15 protein-coding genes and 1 pseudogene are annotated in these 19,954 nt (G+C 39.7%); 1 reads left to right on the top strand and 15 read right to left on the bottom strand.

Going from position 1 to position 19,954, the window contains the following annotated elements; genetic code table 11:
- From flgG to ACZ42G_RS12775, 9 genes are all read right to left on the bottom strand, one after another.
- The gene (flgG, locus tag ACZ42G_RS12735; RefSeq protein WP_464850700.1) at positions 1-801 is read right to left on the bottom strand and encodes a flagellar basal-body rod protein FlgG; all 801 of its coding nucleotides are present in this window, start codon (positions 799-801) and stop codon (positions 1-3) included.
- A 15-nt stretch (positions 802-816) separates the two neighbouring features.
- Positions 817-1,563, bottom strand: coding sequence for a flagellar basal-body rod protein FlgF (flgF, locus tag ACZ42G_RS12740; RefSeq protein ID WP_464850702.1), 747 nt, complete (start codon positions 1,561-1,563; stop codon positions 817-819).
- Positions 1,564-1,575: 12 nt separating this feature from the next.
- Complete coding sequence (mreB, locus tag ACZ42G_RS12745; RefSeq protein ID WP_464850704.1) at positions 1,576-2,604, bottom strand: rod shape-determining protein MreB; 1,029 nt, start codon at positions 2,602-2,604, stop codon at positions 1,576-1,578.
- Positions 2,605-2,733: 129 nt separating this feature from the next.
- Positions 2,734-2,985 carry a sporulation transcriptional regulator SpoIIID gene (spoIIID, locus tag ACZ42G_RS12750; RefSeq protein WP_014757250.1) on the bottom strand — a complete coding sequence of 84 codons (252 nt, stop codon included), beginning with the start codon at positions 2,983-2,985 and terminating at the stop codon, positions 2,734-2,736.
- A 135-nt stretch (positions 2,986-3,120) separates the two neighbouring features.
- Positions 3,121-3,936 (bottom strand): peptidoglycan DD-metalloendopeptidase family protein, encoded by an 816-nt coding sequence (locus ACZ42G_RS12755; protein WP_464850705.1) that lies wholly within the window; start codon positions 3,934-3,936, stop codon positions 3,121-3,123.
- Between the two features lie 79 nt (positions 3,937-4,015).
- Positions 4,016-5,083: a stage II sporulation protein D gene (spoIID, locus tag ACZ42G_RS12760; protein WP_464852174.1), complete on the bottom strand. Its 1,068-nt coding sequence runs from the start codon at positions 5,081-5,083 to the stop codon at positions 4,016-4,018.
- 58 nt (positions 5,084-5,141) lie between these two features.
- Positions 5,142-6,602 carry an S-layer homology domain-containing protein gene (locus tag ACZ42G_RS12765; RefSeq protein WP_464850706.1) on the bottom strand — a complete coding sequence of 487 codons (1,461 nt, stop codon included), beginning with the start codon at positions 6,600-6,602 and terminating at the stop codon, positions 5,142-5,144.
- Positions 6,603-6,617: 15 nt separating this feature from the next.
- Positions 6,618-9,113, bottom strand: a complete 2,496-nt coding sequence (locus ACZ42G_RS12770) for an S-layer homology domain-containing protein (protein WP_464850707.1) — start codon at positions 9,111-9,113, stop codon at positions 6,618-6,620.
- Between the two features lie 13 nt (positions 9,114-9,126).
- The gene (locus ACZ42G_RS12775; protein ID WP_464852176.1) at positions 9,127-14,382 is read right to left on the bottom strand and encodes an IPT/TIG domain-containing protein; all 5,256 of its coding nucleotides are present in this window, start codon (positions 14,380-14,382) and stop codon (positions 9,127-9,129) included.
- A 400-nt stretch (positions 14,383-14,782) separates the two neighbouring features.
- Here ACZ42G_RS12775 and ACZ42G_RS12780 point away from each other — a divergent pair.
- A pseudogene (locus tag ACZ42G_RS12780) lies at positions 14,783-15,073 on the top strand (MTH1187 family thiamine-binding protein).
- 20 nt (positions 15,074-15,093) lie between these two features.
- Here the strand turns inward: ACZ42G_RS12780 and ACZ42G_RS12785 are convergent.
- From ACZ42G_RS12785 to ACZ42G_RS12810, 6 genes are all read right to left on the bottom strand, one after another.
- Entirely contained in the window at positions 15,094-15,237 is a 144-nt protein-coding gene (locus ACZ42G_RS12785; protein ID WP_014757257.1) for a YvrJ family protein, read from the bottom strand.
- Between the two features lie 101 nt (positions 15,238-15,338).
- Complete coding sequence (locus tag ACZ42G_RS12790) at positions 15,339-15,557, bottom strand: DUF2922 domain-containing protein (RefSeq protein WP_045413198.1); 219 nt, start codon at positions 15,555-15,557, stop codon at positions 15,339-15,341.
- A gap of 37 nt (positions 15,558-15,594) precedes the next feature.
- Positions 15,595-15,819: a DUF1659 domain-containing protein gene (locus ACZ42G_RS12795; RefSeq protein WP_085113102.1), complete on the bottom strand. Its 225-nt coding sequence runs from the start codon at positions 15,817-15,819 to the stop codon at positions 15,595-15,597.
- A gap of 113 nt (positions 15,820-15,932) precedes the next feature.
- The gene (gene pepV / locus ACZ42G_RS12800; RefSeq protein ID WP_274893549.1) at positions 15,933-17,327 is read right to left on the bottom strand and encodes a dipeptidase PepV; all 1,395 of its coding nucleotides are present in this window, start codon (positions 17,325-17,327) and stop codon (positions 15,933-15,935) included.
- A 94-nt stretch (positions 17,328-17,421) separates the two neighbouring features.
- Positions 17,422-18,936 carry a glutamate/gamma-aminobutyrate family transporter YjeM gene (gene yjeM, locus ACZ42G_RS12805; RefSeq protein ID WP_274893551.1) on the bottom strand — a complete coding sequence of 505 codons (1,515 nt, stop codon included), beginning with the start codon at positions 18,934-18,936 and terminating at the stop codon, positions 17,422-17,424.
- A gap of 112 nt (positions 18,937-19,048) precedes the next feature.
- Positions 19,049-19,876 (bottom strand): 5'-methylthioadenosine/S-adenosylhomocysteine nucleosidase family protein, encoded by an 828-nt coding sequence (locus ACZ42G_RS12810; protein ID WP_274893552.1) that lies wholly within the window; start codon positions 19,874-19,876, stop codon positions 19,049-19,051.
- Between the last annotated feature and the right edge of the window lie 78 nt (positions 19,877-19,954).

Here is a 19,954-nt window from a genome sequence, read left to right on the forward strand (position 1 = left end):
TTATCTCCTTAAATTATTGGCAATGCCAAGCATGTCGTCTGCCGCCTGAATGGCCTTTGAATTTAGTTCATAAGCCCTTTGAGCTGCTATCATGTTTACCATCTCATTTACCACTTGCACATTTGAAGTCTCCAAAAATCCTTGGCGGACGTTTCCCATTCTGCCCTGAAAATCATCTCTCGTGCCAGGATCTCCAGATGCGGCTGTTGCTTCATAAAGGTTGTCGCCTTTATCCAACAGCCCATCTGGATTTTGAAAATTATAGATTCCCAAAGTCGCTACATCCTGCTGAGTCCCATCAGGGTTTTTCACAGATATTACTCCTAAGGGAGATATTGATATATCCTTTTGGGTACTATCGAATGTTATCGGATTTCCTCCATCATCTAAAACAGGATAGCCATTAGCAGTTGTCAAAGTTGCTGTGTTTTGATCTACGCTTAACTTAAAGCTTCCATCCCTCGTGTAGTACGTATTTCCATCAGGGCCTAATACCGCGAAAAATCCTTCTCCATCCAACGCCACATCTAAAGGATTATCTGTCTCCTGCAAGCTTCCTTCGCTAAAGTCTTTGACAATGGCAGACGGCCTTACGCCAACACCTACCTGCATGTTTACAGGCTTTCCTTGCCCGCCATTTACGTCTTCTGTCTGAAGCGTCTGATATATGAGGTCCTGAAATTCCGCCCTATCCCTCTTAAATGCAGTCGTATTTACATTTGCAAGGTTGTTTGAAATCACATCAACATTAAGCTGCTGCGCATTCATGCCTGATGCAGCAGACCACAATGCTCTTATCACTTATACCACCTCTTTTTATACTTTTCCAACTTCATTTACGCTTTTATCAAGTGTTTCATCAAATGCAGACACTGACTTTTGGTTTGCCTCATAAGTCCTCATTGCGCTTATCATTGTCACCATCTCATCTACTGGATTTACGTTTGAACCCTCTAAGTAACCTTGCTTAACTTTTGAAGTCGCAGGTGCAGCTTGTCCACCTGTCGTAAAAAACAGGTTATTGCCTTCTTTTCTGAGTGTATTGTAATTTGCAAAATCTACTATGTTTAACTTATCGACAGTTTGTCCATTTACGCTTATGTTTCCTGATTCATCGACAGATATATCTCCGTTGCTAAGCTGTATAGGGCCATTTTGGCCTAAAACGTAATAACCATCTTTCGTCACAAGATATCCATTGCTATTTAAAGTAAACGAGCCATCTCTCGTGTACCTTACGCCATTTGGCGTGCTTACAGTAAAAAATCCAGAACCATCTAATGCAAAATCCAGCTTCCCATCGGTCTTTTCAATATCCCCTTCAGAGAAATTGGTGTTAAATGTCTCAACTAAAACACCGTAATCCATCGTGCCAATGTTGCCATTGTAGGGTACATTGTCGCCACCATTTCTTGTAACCATATAATCAGGAAAAGCCATCGTCGTCACAGTGTCCTTTTTGTAGCCTGTGGTATTTACATTTGCTATGTTATTTGAAAGCACATCTACTATCTTCTGCTGTGCTATCATTCCAGATGATGCTGTGTATAAACCTCTTAACATATAAACACCTTCTTACTTGATTTTAAAAGCGTCAATGACGGTTTCGTGGTCTTCCATAAATGGCAAAGACTCCAATGCCTTTCCCGTCCCTAAAGCCACACATGATATTGGATCATTTGCCAGTATAACTGGCACGTCCATCTTTTCCTCCAGCAATTTGTCAAGCCCATGCAACAGCGAACCACCACCAGTAAGCACTATGCCTCTATCGCATATGTCTGCTGCTAATTCTGGCGGAGTTTTTTCCAATACGCTGTGAACCAAATCAACAATATCAGCCAATGGCTCTTCCAGTGCTTCCGCAACCTCATCTGAGCTTACGTCGAAGCTTTTCGGCAGCCCCGATATAAGGCTCCTTCCCTTTACAGTCATGTACTCTTCTTTTTCTTTTTTAATGGCAGAACCTATGTTTATCTTTATTTCCTCAGCAGTCCTATCTCCTATGATGATGTTGTACTTTTTCCTTATGTACTTTATTATAGCGCTGTCAAAGTTATTTCCTGCAACTTTGATGCTTTTAGACACCACTGCGTTACCTAAAGAAATGACGGCAACATCAGTGGTGCCTCCCCCAATATCTACTACCATATTGCCACACGGCTTCTCTATGTCAAGACCTGCCCCTATAGCTGCAGCTATAGGCTCTTCAATCAAAAAAGCTCTCCTGGCACCTGCATGTACTGCAGCATCTATGACAGCCCTTTTTTGAACCTGCGTCACCTCGCTGGGTATGCAGATCATTATTCTGGGCCTCATTATAATTCCCCCGCCGCAAGCCTTTTGAATGAAGTATCTCAGCATTTTTTCAGTTATGTCATAATCTGAAATCACTCCAGCACTCATTGGCCTGACAGCTATTATATCCCCCGGCGTCCTGCCTACCATTCTTTTTGCCTCATCGCCTATTGCAAGTACTTTGCCTGTATTTCTATCGATGGCTACAACAGATGGCTCGTTTAAAACGATCCCCTCATCCTTCATATAGACAAGTACAGATGCCGTGCCGAGGTCAATTCCAATATCTTTTGATAAAGCAAACATCTAAACACACCTTTCTTCTGTTTTTCGACATTGTATTGGCATCCATATTCTTTATCGACACTTAAAAATAAATATTTAATAAATAAATTCGACAAATATTTCATAATTCCTCTTTTTAATATTAAATTTTTATTTAGCGGATTTGTACTTTATTTTAGTGGCATTACCGCCTCTTATATGTCTTTCAGCCTTATTTTTCTCCAATACTTCTTTAACTTCTTTGTAGAGCTTAGGATTTATATTCTCAAGTCTTTCCGTTACATCTTTATGGACTGTGCTTTTGCTGACACCAAAAACTTTTGCAGCTTCTCTTACAGTCGATTTGTTCTTTATTATATATTTTCCTATCTCCAATGTCCTCTCTTCGATATAATCCTTCAATACAAAAACCCCCTTAAGTATAGACCTTTCAATATATTTATATGCGGGGATTGTATCAATAGAATAAAATGACAAGCTTCAATGCAAAAAAATAACAGGGTTTTTCCCTGTTATCATGATGACAAACGCACTGTTTTATTTGTTGAAGTATTGCATAGGGTCTATATAATTTCCATCTTTCAGTAGCTCAAAGTGGACATGCGGATCTTCTGCAATTTCAAACTTAGCCGTATTTCCAACTTTACCTATGACACTTCCTTGTTGTACTGCCTGTCCCACTTTTACATTGACGTTATCCTCAAGATTGCTGTAGCGAGTTATATACGAACCGTTTTTTATCTCTACAGTATTTCCAAGCCTACTATCGTTGTACACCTTTGTCACAACACCGCTCATTGCTGCTACGACATCAGTGCCTAAATCAGCTTTTAAATCTACCCCTTTGTGTGTAGTCCATTCATCGAGGGTTTTTGAATATGTAAGCTTTGTCACAGCAAATTCCATAATCACATCGCCATTGACTGGTTTTATCAGCGAGAAGATAGTGCTGCTTTCACTCTTTGAATTATTACTTGCGGTATTGATATTTGACATGGTATTTACAGCATTATTTGGTTGAACTTTTTCTTCCACTGCCTTCTGTGCTGTACTTGATACATTAGTTTTCACAGGCGATGATGCACTGGTGGAATTTGTGCTTTCAACTTTCACTTTATTTTCTTCTTTTGCCGTGCTATTATTCTTGGTAGTAGGTTGCTCTGAAACAGTATTCTTTGTTCCCAAATCTGTCTTCACAGCATTTTGCGTTGTACTAAGCTCTGCCATCTTCTTTAAGTTATTGTCTGTAACGTAGACAGCAGTAACTGCTACTACAACTATGCACAAAAACAAAATCAAGTAAAATCCTTTTCTGTCAAAGAACCTTGCCAAATCGTCTCTATTTATCTTCATAAAAATTCACCTCCTTTTGGTATTTTAACCAATATAATTTAATTTATACCAAAGGAGGTTTCTCAGCATTTATCTGGACTCAGGCTTTTCCATTTTTCAGTTTTAAAAGATCATCTATTTTCATTATTTCTACACCCGTATAGTAGTGCTTCAATATGTCTTCAAAGCTTTTTCCGTCTTTCGCCATTGCATTTGCACCATATTGGCTCATACCTACACCATGTCCATATCCAATCACATTTATCACCACATTGCTTCCTTTCATGCTAAAGCTGAAGTTGGTAGAATTTAATTGAAATAGATCTTGTATGTCTGTCCCTGTAAAATCTACACCGCCTATGTTTAAAGACAAGACGTGCCCTGCTTCAGTCCTTTTTATGTTTTTTATGTATCCTAATACGTTTTTTGTGGTTATATTAGCTTTAGGCGCTTTGCTCTTTATGCGGTTTACAAATTCTTCTGATGATACTGTCACAGTCGTCTTAAATTTCTGGGCTACTTCTTCCCCTGGAGATGGCACGCTTTTTAGGTAAGGAAGGTTCTCCTTCCACACGTTAATGGCATCTTCCGTCTCACCACCGCTTATGGCATGGTATACAGGATCTATAAGCACATCATTGTACACTATCACAAGGCCTTTTGTGTCATTTACCGCTTTTACTATCTTGTCGTGGTATAAATTATAATTGTCACCCCAGCGGGATTTCATTACATCATCTGATATCCATGCTTGACAGTGTTTTGAATCTGTGCATATATCACTGCCTGGATGAAGATCGCAACCTTTACCGCCTAAAGCTATTTCCTTTGAAAGAGCATACGTCCTTGCAGCAACTGCCTGTGCCTTTAAAGCTTCCAGTTCAAAATCTGCAGGCATTTCTGCTGCTACAACACCTACAAGGTAATCTTCCAAATTCATCTTTACATTTTTGTTTTCATCTACCACAAACACATTAATCGTATTGTAATCTGCAGGCGCTTCTTCTACATTGGTTTTTAAATCTTTAAGCCCTCCACTATTTATAAGCCTGACAGTACTTCCATTGGACACAACACTTCTTGCAGGAGCCAATCCTATGACGATTACAGTTGGCAGTAAAATAGTCGCAAAAACAATTAAAATAACCCCGTACGCAATATGCTTCATCATATCCTCCTTAAAAACAGGCTAATAAAGTATATGCTACGGGGTGAAAATTTATGAATCAGTAATTTATAACCTTTTGTACATAATCGACCGTCAGATCTTTCATCATAAAATCTATCATGCGGGATATCATGGCTGCCGCTTCTTCCCTTGTCAATGTGTCATTGGCATCAATGTTGCCGTAGTTATCGCCTTCTAATAATCCAATCTCATTTGCAACGTAAATGTCCCTTTTAGCCCATGATGGAATGCTGCTATCATCTCTAAAGCCTGTATTGAAATTGCCTGATGGAGCAAGGTTAGAAAGACCTAATGCTCTTATGAAGATGACTGCCGCTTCCGCTCTGGTAAGTGGCTTATCAGGGCTAAACTGATTTGGTGCAGTTCCTGATATAAGCCCGGCTTGACTTGCTGCTTTTATGTAGCCGTAATTGCTATCAGAAGTAGATACATCTACAAATGGAGATACTTCTGCAGTTTTAGCCTTTGAATACCCCATCGTCTTTGGAACAGTGTACGGCGCCAAATTTATAGCTTTTGCAACTGCAACTGTAAAATCAGTCCTCGTTATAGGAAGTTTTGGTCCAAAATACTTTGAGGTATTTGGGAAAACCTCCATGCTCATAAGCTTCAATATGTCGTCATATCCCCATGTGCCGTTTATATCCCGTACATCCGGCACCACAAGCCGCTTTTCCTGCGGCACTTCGTCTAAGCTTGCGCTACTTGATCCTGTATTTCTTCCTATTACATTACCACTTCCATCAAACTCTGGTAAATCGTATGTGTACGTCATGACGTCTTGTCCAGCCTGACTTAAAAGATAGCCGCCTCTAAAGCTTATGTAGTTAGGATCGTTTGTCACATATTGAAGGTCAGAGCTTACAGTAAATGATACATTCACATCGGCAGTACCGCTCCACGATATATTCGTATTGTTAGAGACGGTACTACCTTCTATCGTGTAATTAATCTGCTGTGTCTTTACACTGCCGTAAGCGTGGCTATACCCTACTGTTTTGTCAGTTATATCCACGACTATTGTTCCGCCGTTATTGTTTAGAGTGTACACCTTTCTGCCTGCAAAATTGCCTGCAAAATAATCTACACCCGGATTTAGCGATTTAATGTCAGAGCCATTGAAATCATAAGATGACAGCCTGTAAACTTTGCCGCCTTCTGTTATGGTCTCTGAAAACCGGCTTAAAGTGGTGTTTGACTGCACTTGATTGTACTGATCCTTTGGCGTGTCCACAGTAGTAAATGTCAATGTCCTTGTAAGTTTACCGCCATCACTGGATGACAATTGATACCTATACGTTGACGTGGTGGTTCCAGATCTTGTAGACTGTGATACAGTAAGTTTTCCATCAAATACGACAGGGCTACCTGTTATAAACACTACTTCTTTGTACTCATATTCATTGGCAATACCGCCTTCATATCCGGCATCATTGGCAAAGGCGTATACTGGAATAGCCATAAACAATAGTATCAATATAATCATAATCTTCTTCATGCTGCATCTCCCCATTTACTGCTGTACAGTGACTATTATCCCTGAAGCGCCATCTCTCACTATGTAAAGACTGTCGCCACTCTTTAAGTCATTGACAGATATTACTTTGTTGTTCTTAACTATGACTGCCTTAGTGACATCTATAGAGTCTAAAGACGTATTAAGCTCCCAATTGTTGTTGAGTCCATTCCAATCCATCACATTGTCCAAAGTCAAGACATTGCCATTAATGCTGCTTAACACTGCTTTAGTCACCCTGTCTGTACTCACTAAAGGCCTTAAGTTTACAGCTATTGCATTGCCGTTACTTGAAACGACGTACGCAGAATAATACGTAGAACCGCTATACTTCTGATTCAGAAATTGACTGTACGGTACATTTGAAGGGCTGTTACCAGTGTTGTCTACAATATATGTTTCATCACCGACATAAAAAGTTTCGTCCCCATTGGCAACCCATTCGTTGTTGCTTAGAGATTCATCGCCGTAATCATTGCCACTGTAATAGTAGTAGTTGCCAAGCGTTATGGAGTCTGATGTGACAGTTATAATATTTCCTTTAGCGTAGTAATATCCTGATGGAGCATTTGTATCCAATATTGATATGAAGTTTGCCCCGCCACCTCTTGCAAACGAAATATAAGCTTGGCTTACCTTAGACAACTGGTCTTTTGGCACCAAAAGCCCATCATCCAGTATGATAGTGCCGTCATTGACGCTTACCTGACGATTGTCACTTAGTGTCACTGTCAAAGTGTTTCCATCGTACGATATGTTGCCAACGTAGCTCATATTAAATCCATTTTGTATAGATACGAGTGTTGCAGTATCTGTGCCATAATGGTCTTCCACCATTATGTATGCATCATATCCTTTGTACTTGCTAATATCGCTTACAGGTATCTTTAGACCATTAAGGTAGACTGACGCACCATCAATGCTGTACATAGAATAGTCAGATGATGTATTCCACTGGCCTTGCCTATATATTTGGACATTTTTAAGCTGTATTTTGGGGTTAAATCCAGAAACCCCTGATATGGTCCCTCTTATGACTGCAACAGCTTTATTGTAGTCCCCTTCTAAAAACACCTCATCAGGTGTATTGGAACTTATGCTGCTGAAATAAAGCTTTATATACTCTCCGACTTTCAAATCTCCTACGCTTAGGGACCCACTTCCACCTTCAACAAGCATATCAGGATTTACCGTATACGTATTTCCATTGTCCAACGTTATTGAAACTTGGCCGTTATTCGTCTCTATATCGGCTATTTTTCCGCTGTCTTGCCTATCACCAAGATTGACCTGACCATTTCCGCTTAAATCGGTGTACACAACATCTATTTTTATAGCTGTGCTGCCTGAAACAGTCGCTTTAACCGTTTCCCCGTACTTTAAGTCGCTTATAGATGCATCCACCGAATTCATTGTAAGTTGTGTATTGTTGTTGTAGTATATTATATAGCTATTTCCACTGTCGTCTATGAGCCTAAAGCTTCCCTGCCAAACAGCATCGATGGTACCGCTTAAAACCGATGAAGACGTGCTTTCTGTCTCTGCAAATACCACATTGCTGCCATTTGTGTAATATGTGATCCTGTCGCCACTTGTGATTAATGAAGATAATCCTGCAACACCGTTTTTCAAAACTGCGAAGTCGTAATTTGCACTTTGAGAGTTTTCAGAAACCAATGCAATATCTTGTCCGCTGTCATTTTTAATTTCGTAAGTATACCTTGTGCCGCCATTTACGCTGTCTTTTTGTACGCTTTCAACGTACCCCATATCTTTCGTGTAACCCATCATTGCATATGAGACATTGAAAGCCCTGCTTAGTACAGCAGCCATCTGTTCCCTCGTGATATAATCATTTGGACCAAAATAGCCATTTGTGTACCCCGACATTATTTTCGACTCAATCGCCGCTTCTATGTACGGCAATTTGTCTGCATCGAATAGGCTGCTATCTTTGTACGAATAGACGTACTGTGCGTCTTTTCCATAGACAGGCGTCAGATTTATGCCTTTAGCGATCCAATTGGCTATCTCCTGCCTTGTGGCATTTTTCGTGAAATCCAAAGACTGCTCCTGCTTTGACAGAAGCCCTGTATTTTTAGCAACGGTTATCACACCTTGCGCCCAGCTATCTACCGTACCACTGGAAGTAGTACCAGCAGCACCCGGCACTCCACCAGATGCGCTGTTTTGAGCAACTTGCACATCTTTCTCTTTCCCCATAAGCCTTAATATCATTGCAAGTGCTTCTTCTCTTTTTAAATAATTTGTTGGGTAATAAAGTCCATTTCCATTGCCTCTTATGACTGCCAAGGCTGTCATCCTCATTATATCGCCTTTTGCAAAGCTATTATCTATATCATTGTAAGACATATTTTCAAAAGTAGCTGTTGCGTTGTTTACTCCAGAATAAACCGTTGAACCATAAGCAGACGCAAACATCAAGATGGATAAAATTGAAATCGCGGTGATTGTTTTAATTAGCCTTTTCATAGCACATACCTCATCATAAATTAGAATCAACTACCGCATATCTTCCAGTGTATAAAACATACCCTGAAACGTAATGCAAAACAGAATCAACGTATTGGTAGTAAGTCGTGCTGCCATCAAAATTTTTTAATGACAGTGAACTATTTTTTGCTCTATTGCTGTAATAATTCATAGCTACATTTACAGCCTGTTTAAAGTTGGTCATATGAGTTACAAGGCTGCCACTTATCTCATCATAATTTATCTGATATACATCAGATACAATCCCACTGGATTTTCCAAGGCCTTTGTTTAAGTCATCTATAGTCTTACCATCCAGCAATTTGACAGTAATCCTGTCTATGTCGGATGTGAGGTTTAAAGCCTGAAGTGAAAAGTTTATGCTGAAATTTGGAGTCCTTACGACGATACTGCCACTTTTACCTCTGAAATTTTTTGGGACATTCACAATCCAAGTATCTGTATTTTTGTATTTATATCCCGTCAAATCTACGGTGTATGTGCTGGAACTTACAGCATCATTCCCAAGCGTAATGTAAACTACGCTGCCTGAAGCGTTTATGGATGTATTGCCTATGACATCCGGCACACCAGTATCGTACTTTGCGTTAGCTGAAGAATCAGTGTATGCAGATGCATAAGCAAAGCCGCTGTTGCCTTTATCATTGATAGGCCTTAACTCAAAATTGTAAAGAGTGTTAGGGCTTAAACCATCGACGTAATACTCCAACTTATCTGTTGATGCGATAAATGAATAATTTGTGTCAGTGCTTCTTTTCCCGTATATTTCATATAGATTTGCGCCATTTACAGCATTCCAGTACAAATGTATCGCGTGATCATTTCCGTAAATCGTCTGGGCGTAAAATCCGGATGGATTGTCTGGCGCTGTCTGAACATACGTAAATCCGCCTGACAGCACAGCATCTGCGTAATCCGGATTCAATATCCTTACATCTACTTTTCCAGCAGTATGCTGTGGCGTGACTACAGTTATAGTCGTGTAATTATTGACAACCACTGACTGAGCCAATGCATCTCCGAAATAAACGAGAAGTCCTGTTTTAAAATTGTCGCCTACAATCGTTACGGTATCTCCTCCTCTTGTAGATCCTGTATTAGGAGTTATAGATGTTATAACAGGGTTTGCACCTGTCTTCACATAAGTAAATGCACCTTGCATTGTGGTACTTGCTCCGTCATCTACGTTGTACACCGTAACATCTATAGGCACATTAAGTAGACTCGGATCGCCTGCCGGCGTCTTGACAACTATTTCTGTGCTACTGTTTGATACGACAGTAGCTTTATTGCCTTCAAAGTACACCGACACATTGCTTCTAAAGTCGCTGCCAGTTATTGTGACAGTTGTACCACCTGCAATGCTTCCTTTAGATGGATCTACTTTAGTTATGACAGGATTTGAAACAGGTGAAACATACTCGATGTTTGCTGTAGCCGTACCACCATCTGGATTTACAATCTTTAATGTCTTTATACCTATATCGCTCATCGCTGGTGCTACAAATTTTATTTCACTGCCGCTTACTACAGTAACATTTGTCACTTCTACATCATCAATGTAGACTTTCGAGCCTGGTCTTACAAGAGTGTTGCCATCATATATAGGTACAGCAAAATTAGAGCCTACGACAATAACGTGCGTCGTACCATTTACATTGACTTTTGGAGGTACAATACCGTTTATTGTAGGTTTAGATTGAACGTATGTAAAACCATTGTCAAGATATCCTATGCCTGTGTCGTAGTTTACGACAGATACCCTTACAGGTCCCGGCACATTAGGAGGCGTCACAACCTTCAACGTGCCATAGTCTACGTATATTACCTTTGTGGCTTTCACATTGCCAAAGTACACGTCAGGCCCTATAGGGTTCCCATCGCTGTCTTTTAGGATATTGCCATTTTGGTCTTTTGCTATCCTAAAATCTTGACCTGTTATGGTGATAGTATCACCGCCATACGTAGAACCTGTATTGGGATCTATCTTCGTTATGACAGGCAAGCTATTTGGAACGACGTAAGTAAATCCAGCCTCACCACTGTGAAGACCATAAGTATAGTTACCACCATCGTAGTTTATGACTGTGACGTAAGTCATTCCCGGATTCCCTGGAGGCGTCATAGCCTGTATGGTGGTGCCGTCAGAACTTACAGTAATGTTCGTGGCAAGCTGTCCACCAATGTATACTTGTGCTCCACGCCTAAAATCGCTTCCCGTTATTGTTATTGCAGTGCCGCCGTTTACAGTACCTTGATCTGGCGTTATGGACGTTATGACGGGATTTGATTCAGGAACAAGGTAGTGGAACTTCTGCGGCGATTTTGCTGTAGCCGTATCAGGGTTTACTACGGTTATGTCGTAAAGCCCTGTGTACTGCAGATCTGGCACAACTGCAGTTATAGTATTCTGATCTATTACGTACACATCATCCATAACCGTATTGCCTATATAAACTGTGGCGCCATCGCTGTCGCCTATTTTTCTTGAAAAATCACTGCCAAAGATGTACACAAGTGTCCCTTTACCACCGTAATTGGGAGATACACTGGTTATCTTTGGGTTCGTTTCAATAAGCAAGTATTCAAATCCATTCTGCAATGATGCCGTACCGCCATCTGATGGATTTATCACCTGCACTATCTTTTGCCCCAATGTGCCTGCAGGTGTCACAGCATTTATTACAGTATTTCCCGATGTGACGCTTGTAACATTAGCCTGTACGCCATCGATGGTGACAATGCTTCCAGTCTCAAAGTTGCTGCCTGTAATAGTAATCTGTGTACCACCTTTCGTGGGTCCTTTATTAGGATTGACAGAAGTAATCGTTGGGGTCTTCTGAGTATCTTTTATTTCAAAGCCATTTTTAAGGATAACTGTGCCGCCTGCTGTGCCATTTTCCCCATCGTAGTTGGTAACCGTCACATCCTGCCATCCTACTGGATAAGGACTTGTCGTGACAGGCACTATCGCCTTTATCTGTGTCCCTATGTTTAACTTCTTGCCATCTATGATGTTACCGCTATTGTCCGTAACACTTATCACTTGCAAATTTATGTTTCCTATCGTCACCGTAGGGTACACTGGAACGTATACGCCATTTTGCACAGTTTGCCCCACGTAGAAGTCTGTCCCTGTTAGTGTTATTAAATTTCCTCCATACTTAGAGCCAAAATTTGTAAACACATTTGTGATAGTAGGTGCGGTATAGTAATAATAGCCATTTGTCATCGTTGTAAACCCGCGATTTTGATCCGCATCTTTATTTACGACTTTCACATCTACATAGCCAAGAGCGCTGCTTTTTGGCGTTACAACAGTTACTATCGACCTATTGCTGGAATCAATAGTCAAATCTTTTACAGTAGCCAAGACGCCACCAAAGTACACGCTGACACCTGGCCTTATGTCAAATCCTTGTATTGTGACAGTATCGCCGCCTGCTCTACTTCCGCTATTTGGGGATATGCTTAATATTTGAGGATTTGAAGGAAGCGGATTGTACGTAAACTTCTTAGCCGGTGAGCTTTGCTCGGAGTACTGCATAACGACATTTCCATTAGAATCCATAATCGTGGTTTCAACTGTCACTACTACATCAACAGACATAGGCTGTCCTGGCGGGTTTAAAGTAATACTTGGAGATAATACTTTCAAAATTTCCTGTCCACCAGATGGAGCAGAAACGCCTTCTATCACAGCTTTATTGCCACCAAATGTCACATAAAGCTTCCTTACCCTTGTGCCTACTACATTTTGCCCTGTCACAGGATCTGTGTAGGTGTAGCTGCTGTTAGTGTATGTTATCTCCGTATTATCTGGATTTGCGGTGTATGTGGACGGATCGTCGCTTCTCTGGAAGTTGTATCCCCAGATAGTCACATCTGTACTGCCATTTTCATATCCGCTGTATGGATTCATGTCTATTGCCACAAGGCTGTCTTGAACAGCAAGGTAGAAGTACCCGTTTTGCTCTGTCACAGTGTATCCTGTAATAGGGTCTACTATGTCTACATTCACAGGCCCTGATTTTGAGTAAGGTGGAGTTGTAACCTGTATTGCATCCATGTTGTTTGTAAGGCCAGGCAAACTAACCATCTGAACATTTTGGCCCTGAATGCCGCCAAACTTGACAATAAGGTCCTGCCTTAAGTTTTGACCGACTATGATGACCTTCGTGCCGCCGGATACTGTGCCAGCATTTGGAGTTATGCTGTCAATAGTTATGATAGAGGGCGTAGGAATTATTTGGAGTGCGTTTACCAATGTGACTGTCGCACCATTTGATGCAATGATGTCGATGTTTTGATATGGCAATGTGGTATCCTTTGGAGCAGGCACTACTACGCTCATCTCGGTATCGCTTACCACCGTAACATTGCCGCTATTTACAAGGTTTTCTCCTACGTAAACTCTCATACTGCTTCCAAGTGTCGAAAACCCGTGACCGTATATTGTTATTACATCACCTACTATAACCTGATACTTGGACAAGCTAGTTATATCTTGATTGACTGCAGATAGCTTAGTACGGAAGCTTGTATCTGACTGACCGCCGTATATGTTTGTCACGTATATGTTGTAAGTAGTATTTGTATCTATCCTTATACTAGAAGGTATATCTGAGATTAGCACAGAACCACTCTGCGATACCACATTTGACGTTTCTCCATTTATATTGCCTACAGCTATGTTGCTTAAATTGCTTCCTTCCATTCTTATGTACGATTGAGGCTGTGTTATTCCCGTTACATTACCATTATTGTCCCTGGTCACAGTCTTATAATTATCAAGGGCTGCACTAGTTATCTTAGGATTATCAACATACGTAAAGCCGTTTGGGATAGCAGCGCTTTGTCCATCACTTCTATGTACTATAATCATATATGGTTTATTAATCGCAAGTCCTGTTACACTCGTGTTCGGAACCTTTGCATATATTTTGCTTTCGTTTACGCTTACTATTGTAAGCTTTGTACTGTCAGATATCGAATCAATATAGACTGCATCAACCTGCGATATCATATTCCCTGTGCTGTCAAATATCATAAAAGCACTTCCGTCAATCTCTATGTCTGTAGTGGAGTTGTAAGGCCCTTTTGCAGGCGATGCCATCGTCCCGTCATACCGCAATGACTCTACAGAAGTTATATTAGGTGGATTTGAAGCATAAGCTTTCGACATATTTCCTGGGAAAAATGAAAACAAAATGACAAATATCAACAATAGCGACACAAATCTCTTCATCACACACGCCCTCATTTCATCAGATACTTTATGTAAATAAATCTATTACAAATGAAAAACTATATAATCCAATATTTATATCGGCACTTTTCTTTGAAATTTTATAGTTGAAAGCATAAAAAAAACGCTGCAATAAATGCAGCACACCATATTGGGTTGGGGGTGCAGAATATAAATTTAATTATGGGGAAAAGGGGAATCATTCTTACATGTCATATTATATTACAACAATTTGTCGAAATAAATAGGTCTTAAGACCCAATTAATCCAAAATTTAATCAATTATTTGTAGTTTTTTTCTTCAAATCGGCTTATTTTCAGCATTCTGTAAAAGCGGATAAAAAAATATTTTTCGACAAAATATATTAACATACAACAAAATAACAAAGGAGGCAGTGAAATGTCAATATTAGAAATAAACTTTGTCCCTGTAGGAACAGGAAGCGCTTCTTACTCAAGTTTTGTCCAAGAGGCTGTAGAACTTTTAAACACGAGAGGCCTTAAATACACCGTTACACCTACATCGACAGTAATCTAAGGAAATACAAAAGAACTTATGAAAGTAGCAGAGGAAATTCACAACATACCATTTAAAGATGGGGCAATGAGGGTTGTGACAAACATCATGATTGACGAAAGGCGAGATAAACCGGATAACATGGAAAAGAGAGTAAGTGAAGTAATCAGTTGATAGAATAAGCGCAGAAGCGCTTATTCTATCTTTGTTATGGCTTTTGTCAACTCATTTATAGAATTGGTCAAATTATCTATCTTGCCTTCGATTCTAACTAATAGGTAAATGCTTACTACTATTGGAAACCCAAGATTGGCGATACCTGCAAAGATCTCATTCATGATAACCCTCCTTTACATATTTACAATTTTACAATGCCATACTTGCATAAAAGCCATGGAATTGTTCAATAAATATTAAAAGCGGGGTTGCCCCCGCCGTATTATTTGACTGCAAATTCTTTTTCGGTTGTAGATACAAGGCTGGCGCTAACTGCTTCTACCAGTTCACCGCCATTTGTATCAAATATGTTTTTTGAGATTATAGTATCCATAGCTGCTTTAACTTGGCCATCGGTAAGCGTTTCAAGTGCGTTATCCACATTTATTCTGAAATTGCTGCCAAGCTTATTTTTGAAGTTCATCTGAAGTTGTACCGCCACACTAAAACCTCCTTTCCTCAATAATCAGTTTAAATTATTACTCTTGCGCCAGGTCTACTTGGTTTATACGTGTCACAGACTTCACAGGATATGTTTGAAGGCCACTTAAAACTGATGCCACATCCATCACATCCTGATCAAGGGCAGAACTTTTAATGTTGTTGTAAGTCCTGCTTCTTATGACGTCGACGCCTCTTTCATCTTTTCCAGTGATGTATGATATGGAAAGCCTTGAGGCCTGTGGTGTAGATATAACTGCCATTTTAACACCTCCTTTTAGTTTTTACACTTATAATATAGAAAAAGCGAAAAAATCTTACCCATAAAAAAAAAACAGGAAATTATCATAAAGATAAGTTCCTGTTTTTAATGTATTTACTTTGCCAGCTCGTATATGGCACGGGCGTATATCTTAGCGTTTAAGACGAGATCGTCTATCTCAATGTACTCATTTGCCTGATGGTCAAGGTCTGGTTTGCCTGGGAAAATCGGTCCAAATGCCACCATATTTTTCATCTCTTTAGCGTAGGTTCCACCGCCAATCGACAATGGCTCATCTTTTCTTCCTGTCACATCCTCATAGACTTTCATAAGGGTCTTTATGAGGAAATGATCTTTAGGGAAATAAAGCGGCGGCTGATGCATCATGTTTTCTACTCTCATGCCATGTTCACTTATCTTCGCATTAAATGGATTCATCAAGTCTTCGTACTTATATGTCACAGGATACCTTATATTTAAACCTATTGAGCCTTTCTCCTCGTCAAAATTGATAGTGCCTACGTTAAACGAAAGTTCTCCTGTATCATCCTTTAGGTAAACTCCAAATGTCTTGCCATCTGTCTCCAGTCCGACGTTTTTAGCGAAAAAGTCTATGAAATCTTTCACATCGTCTTCATCTTGATATACGACATTTAAAAACATCAAAAGCTGCATTATCGCATTCTTCCCAAGATGTGGAAGACTGCCATGAGCTGATACGCCGCGGGATTTTACTATAAGCATGTCACCTTCTACTTCGCTGTCTAAATCAAATCCTGAAACATCCTTAAACCTCTTAGCTTCATCATGAATAGCTTTTCTCTTGTCTTCATCTTTTACATAAATACCGCATTCACAGTAGTCTGGCACCATATTAGGTCTATTGCCGCCTTTTATATACTTAATAACTATATCTTGAGACTTCTTTTTAAAATCCTTTACTACTTCAAACATGGTGATGCCTTTTTCTGCGTATATGACTGGATAATTGGCATCTGGCGTAAAGCCGATTGATGGTGATTCATCGTGTTTAAGGTAATACTCTATCTCTTTAGAGCCTGTCTCCTCATTCGTGCCAAAAAGTATCCTTACTCTCTTGTTTAATTTAAGCCCAGAATCTTTTATGGCTTTTAATGCATAAAGAGCAGCCATTATAGGTCCTTTATCGTCTGTTGCCCCCCTGCCGTATATTTTGCCATCATGGATTTCGCCGCCATAAGGTGGATAATCCCAGCCGTCCCCTTCAGGCACTACATCCAGATGCCCTAAGACGCCTACCATCTCATCGCCTTCACCGTATTCTGCATACCCTACATATCCGTCTACATTTTTCGTCTTGAAGCCCAGGCTTTTAGCTATGTCTAAAGCTAATTCCAATGCCTTTGCGACTCCTTCGCCATAAGGCATCCCCGGCTTCATGTCCCCCTCAGTGCTTTTTATCTTGATGATTTCTTGCGTCGACTTGACTAAGTCGTCTTTTAAAGCATCTACATACTGATCTAATACCATAAAAAGCCCTCCTATTTATTTACTTTAATTACATTATAGTCCCTTTTTAAAAAGAAATAAAGCAATACGAGTTAAACTCGCATTGCCTCAAAAGTCATTCGTCATCCCTTAAAGCTTTCAAATATTTATTTGCATACCTTCTGTAAAGAAGGAGAGCTGTCGCTGAGAAAAATACAGGCCCAATTATCATCCATATAGTAGACGTATAGTCACCTGATGTCATAGGCTCTATAATGGTGAAGAAATTTGCAAAACCTACCGTAGCCGCACTTAATATAGTGACAGTCATCACCATTCCTTTGCTTTTAAACACTTGATATCCTTTCTTTATGCTGCTTTTGCCTTTAAAATAAGGATATGCGATGATTAGGAACATATAAGGCAGCGTCATAGCAACATTAGCCATCAAAACAAGCCTTGTGAAGAATACCTTCGCAATATCTCCACCAAATGACACCAAAAATATCATAGCCACCACGATGCCACACTGAACCCATATAGCTACCTTTGGTATTCCATCCTCAACGTAACCTATGTTGGATGGCCACAGCTCTTTTGGAGTACCTTCTACAAGCTGTTTAAGTGGCGCATAAGCAAGTGTGAAAAACGCTCCTGTAAGCGCTAAAAACATGGATATGCCTACGATCCTGGCAACCCAATTTCCCAATGAAATAGATGCTGCTTGTCCCATGCCTAAACTTGTCCCTAACTGATAGCCAAGATTGTTCATTATCACGTACGCAACATTGGCTAAGTTTATCTTGTCAGAAGACAAAACATCTTTCCAATTTGTAAAAATACCGATTAAGAAAATGCCTAATGAATAACCTACAGCTATTATTGAAGCGGCTATCATCATACCTCTCGGGAATGTCTTTTCAGCATTTTCCGTCTGATCTACGACACCACCCACCACTTCTGTGCCGCCGTAAGCGAAAATCGCGAACACCACGAACGACAAGACAGAAAGCGGTGTTGCATAAGAAGGATTTGGCGATGTCACAAACGAACTAATTCCCGTAATCGGCTCTTTAAACTTTCCACCTGTAGCAATAAACACTATCAAAGAACCAAGTAGAAGAACAACGTTTAGCAAAAGCACAGCCGTACCACCTACAGATGCAACTTTTGAAACGCCGCTTAACCCTTTGCTGGCTACAAAAGTTATGACGATGATAAGGATAATTCCCAACATTCCCAGCGTCTGTGTAGAATTAAGCCCTAAAAAGTGAAGCTCAGATGTCTTATCGCTTCCAAATATGGCATTTGAAAGCGGAATCCAAATCGTAGAGCATATGTTTACAAGCCATACAACATATGATGCGTACCACATAAAAGTGCCTGTAAACGCAAAAAGTGGCCCTACGGATTTCTCCATCCATGTATAAATACCACCGCTTTCTTCTTTGAAAGCAGCGCCATACTCAGCCATCATAAATGCAAATGGGATGAAAAATGTAATGCCTGATAAAATATACCACGGAATAGCGCCGTATCCCATAAGGTAAAACGATCTTGGCATGTTTGTAAAGCCAAAGACAGATGTAAATATCATTAAAATCAATGATAATTGGGATAACTTCTTTCTAGCATTTTCTTTTGTTGTCATCTGATTCCTCCTTTTGTTTAATTATTAAATTATTTTAATACATTTATTATAATTTAAACTTGCGATTTTTGCAATATTTAAGCATTTTCCAGCATTTCTCATATCAAATCCGTCAATCATTTTTCTCTAAAGACGAAATGATTAAATCAAAATACTTTTTTCTTTCTCTTTTATTATTGACATTTGAAAGCCCAATATTCTCTAAAAACAAAATATCATCGCCTGTTCTCACTTTGTAGTGTAGACATGATTTATAAAGGATTTCTTCTAAACTTTTTGTAAGTTTCAAAGAAGAAAAAATCTTTTCCATCAGCTCAAGTTCTTCTTTTTTGAAAAAACTGCCGTCAACTTTTGTAAAATCCTCAGCGTTTTTTATAAAAGCATCAATCTTCTCCACATTGTTTTGAATAAGCTTCAAAACATCATCTTTAGAAACCGTATCAATGCCAACTCTATCTGAAACCACCTTAATCAAAAAGATTCTGTGCTGCTCTACATACTTTGATGCAGAAACATAAAAACCGCTGGACTCCATATCGCACAGTTCTTCCTCTAAAAACTCTTGACTTGAAAGAGGCTTATCAAAGGTCTCTATAGAGCATTCTTTAAGATCGTGATTCAAAAGGATGTCTGGATAATAGTCTCTCCCTGTTGAAGCATCTTTTATCTTATTGATAAGATAAGGTGTCCCAATTTGAAATCCATCTTTCGCACCACAAATGCCGACATTCACCACAATATCACCATCATCAGGCGGTATCTTAGCTAAAAGGTGTGATGTTGCTGCAGCACAATTAACCTTGCCAACGCCTGTTATTATCAATCTCATATTATCGCTTTTAAAAACTTGATAATATCTTTCGTCCACATCCTTCTTCAAATTGTAATAATCTATAAAAGGCTTTGCCTCCACATACATAGATGCAGATATGTAAACCATGATTTCCTAAGCTCCTTTTCTAACTTTTCAAAATGCCTATAATATTATAATTCTTTTGCTGTGACTTAACAAATAAAT

The sequence above is a fragment of the Thermoanaerobacterium calidifontis genome (genome assembly GCF_055381745.1).

Bases quoted from the DNA above. Each gene is read 5' to 3' on its own strand.
- flgF (WP_464850702.1), bottom strand. From the start codon at position 1,563: ATGTTAAGAGGTTTATACACAGCATCATCTGGAATGATAGCACAGCAG.
- mreB (WP_464850704.1), bottom strand. From the start codon at position 2,604: ATGTTTGCTTTATCAAAAGATATTGGAATTGACCTCGGCACGGCATCT.
- ACZ42G_RS12755 (WP_464850705.1), bottom strand. From the start codon at position 3,936: ATGAAGATAAATAGAGACGATTTGGCAAGGTTCTTTGACAGAAAAGGA.
- spoIID (WP_464852174.1), bottom strand. From the start codon at position 5,083: ATGAAGCATATTGCGTACGGGGTTATTTTAATTGTTTTTGCGACTATT.
- ACZ42G_RS12765 (WP_464850706.1), bottom strand. From the start codon at position 6,602: ATGAAGAAGATTATGATTATATTGATACTATTGTTTATGGCTATTCCA.
- ACZ42G_RS12770 (WP_464850707.1), bottom strand. From the start codon at position 9,113: ATGAAAAGGCTAATTAAAACAATCACCGCGATTTCAATTTTATCCATC.
- ACZ42G_RS12775 (WP_464852176.1), bottom strand. From the start codon at position 14,382: ATGAAGAGATTTGTGTCGCTATTGTTGATATTTGTCATTTTGTTTTCA.
- ACZ42G_RS12785 (WP_014757257.1), bottom strand. From the start codon at position 15,237: ATGAATGAGATCTTTGCAGGTATCGCCAATCTTGGGTTTCCAATAGTA.
- ACZ42G_RS12795 (WP_085113102.1), bottom strand. From the start codon at position 15,819: ATGGCAGTTATATCTACACCACAGGCCTCAAGGCTTTCCATATCATAC.
- pepV (WP_274893549.1), bottom strand. From the start codon at position 17,327: ATGGTATTAGATCAGTATGTAGATGCTTTAAAAGACGACTTAGTCAAG.
- yjeM (WP_274893551.1), bottom strand. From the start codon at position 18,936: ATGACAACAAAAGAAAATGCTAGAAAGAAGTTATCCCAATTATCATTG.
- ACZ42G_RS12810 (WP_274893552.1), bottom strand. From the start codon at position 19,876: ATGGTTTACATATCTGCATCTATGTATGTGGAGGCAAAGCCTTTTATA.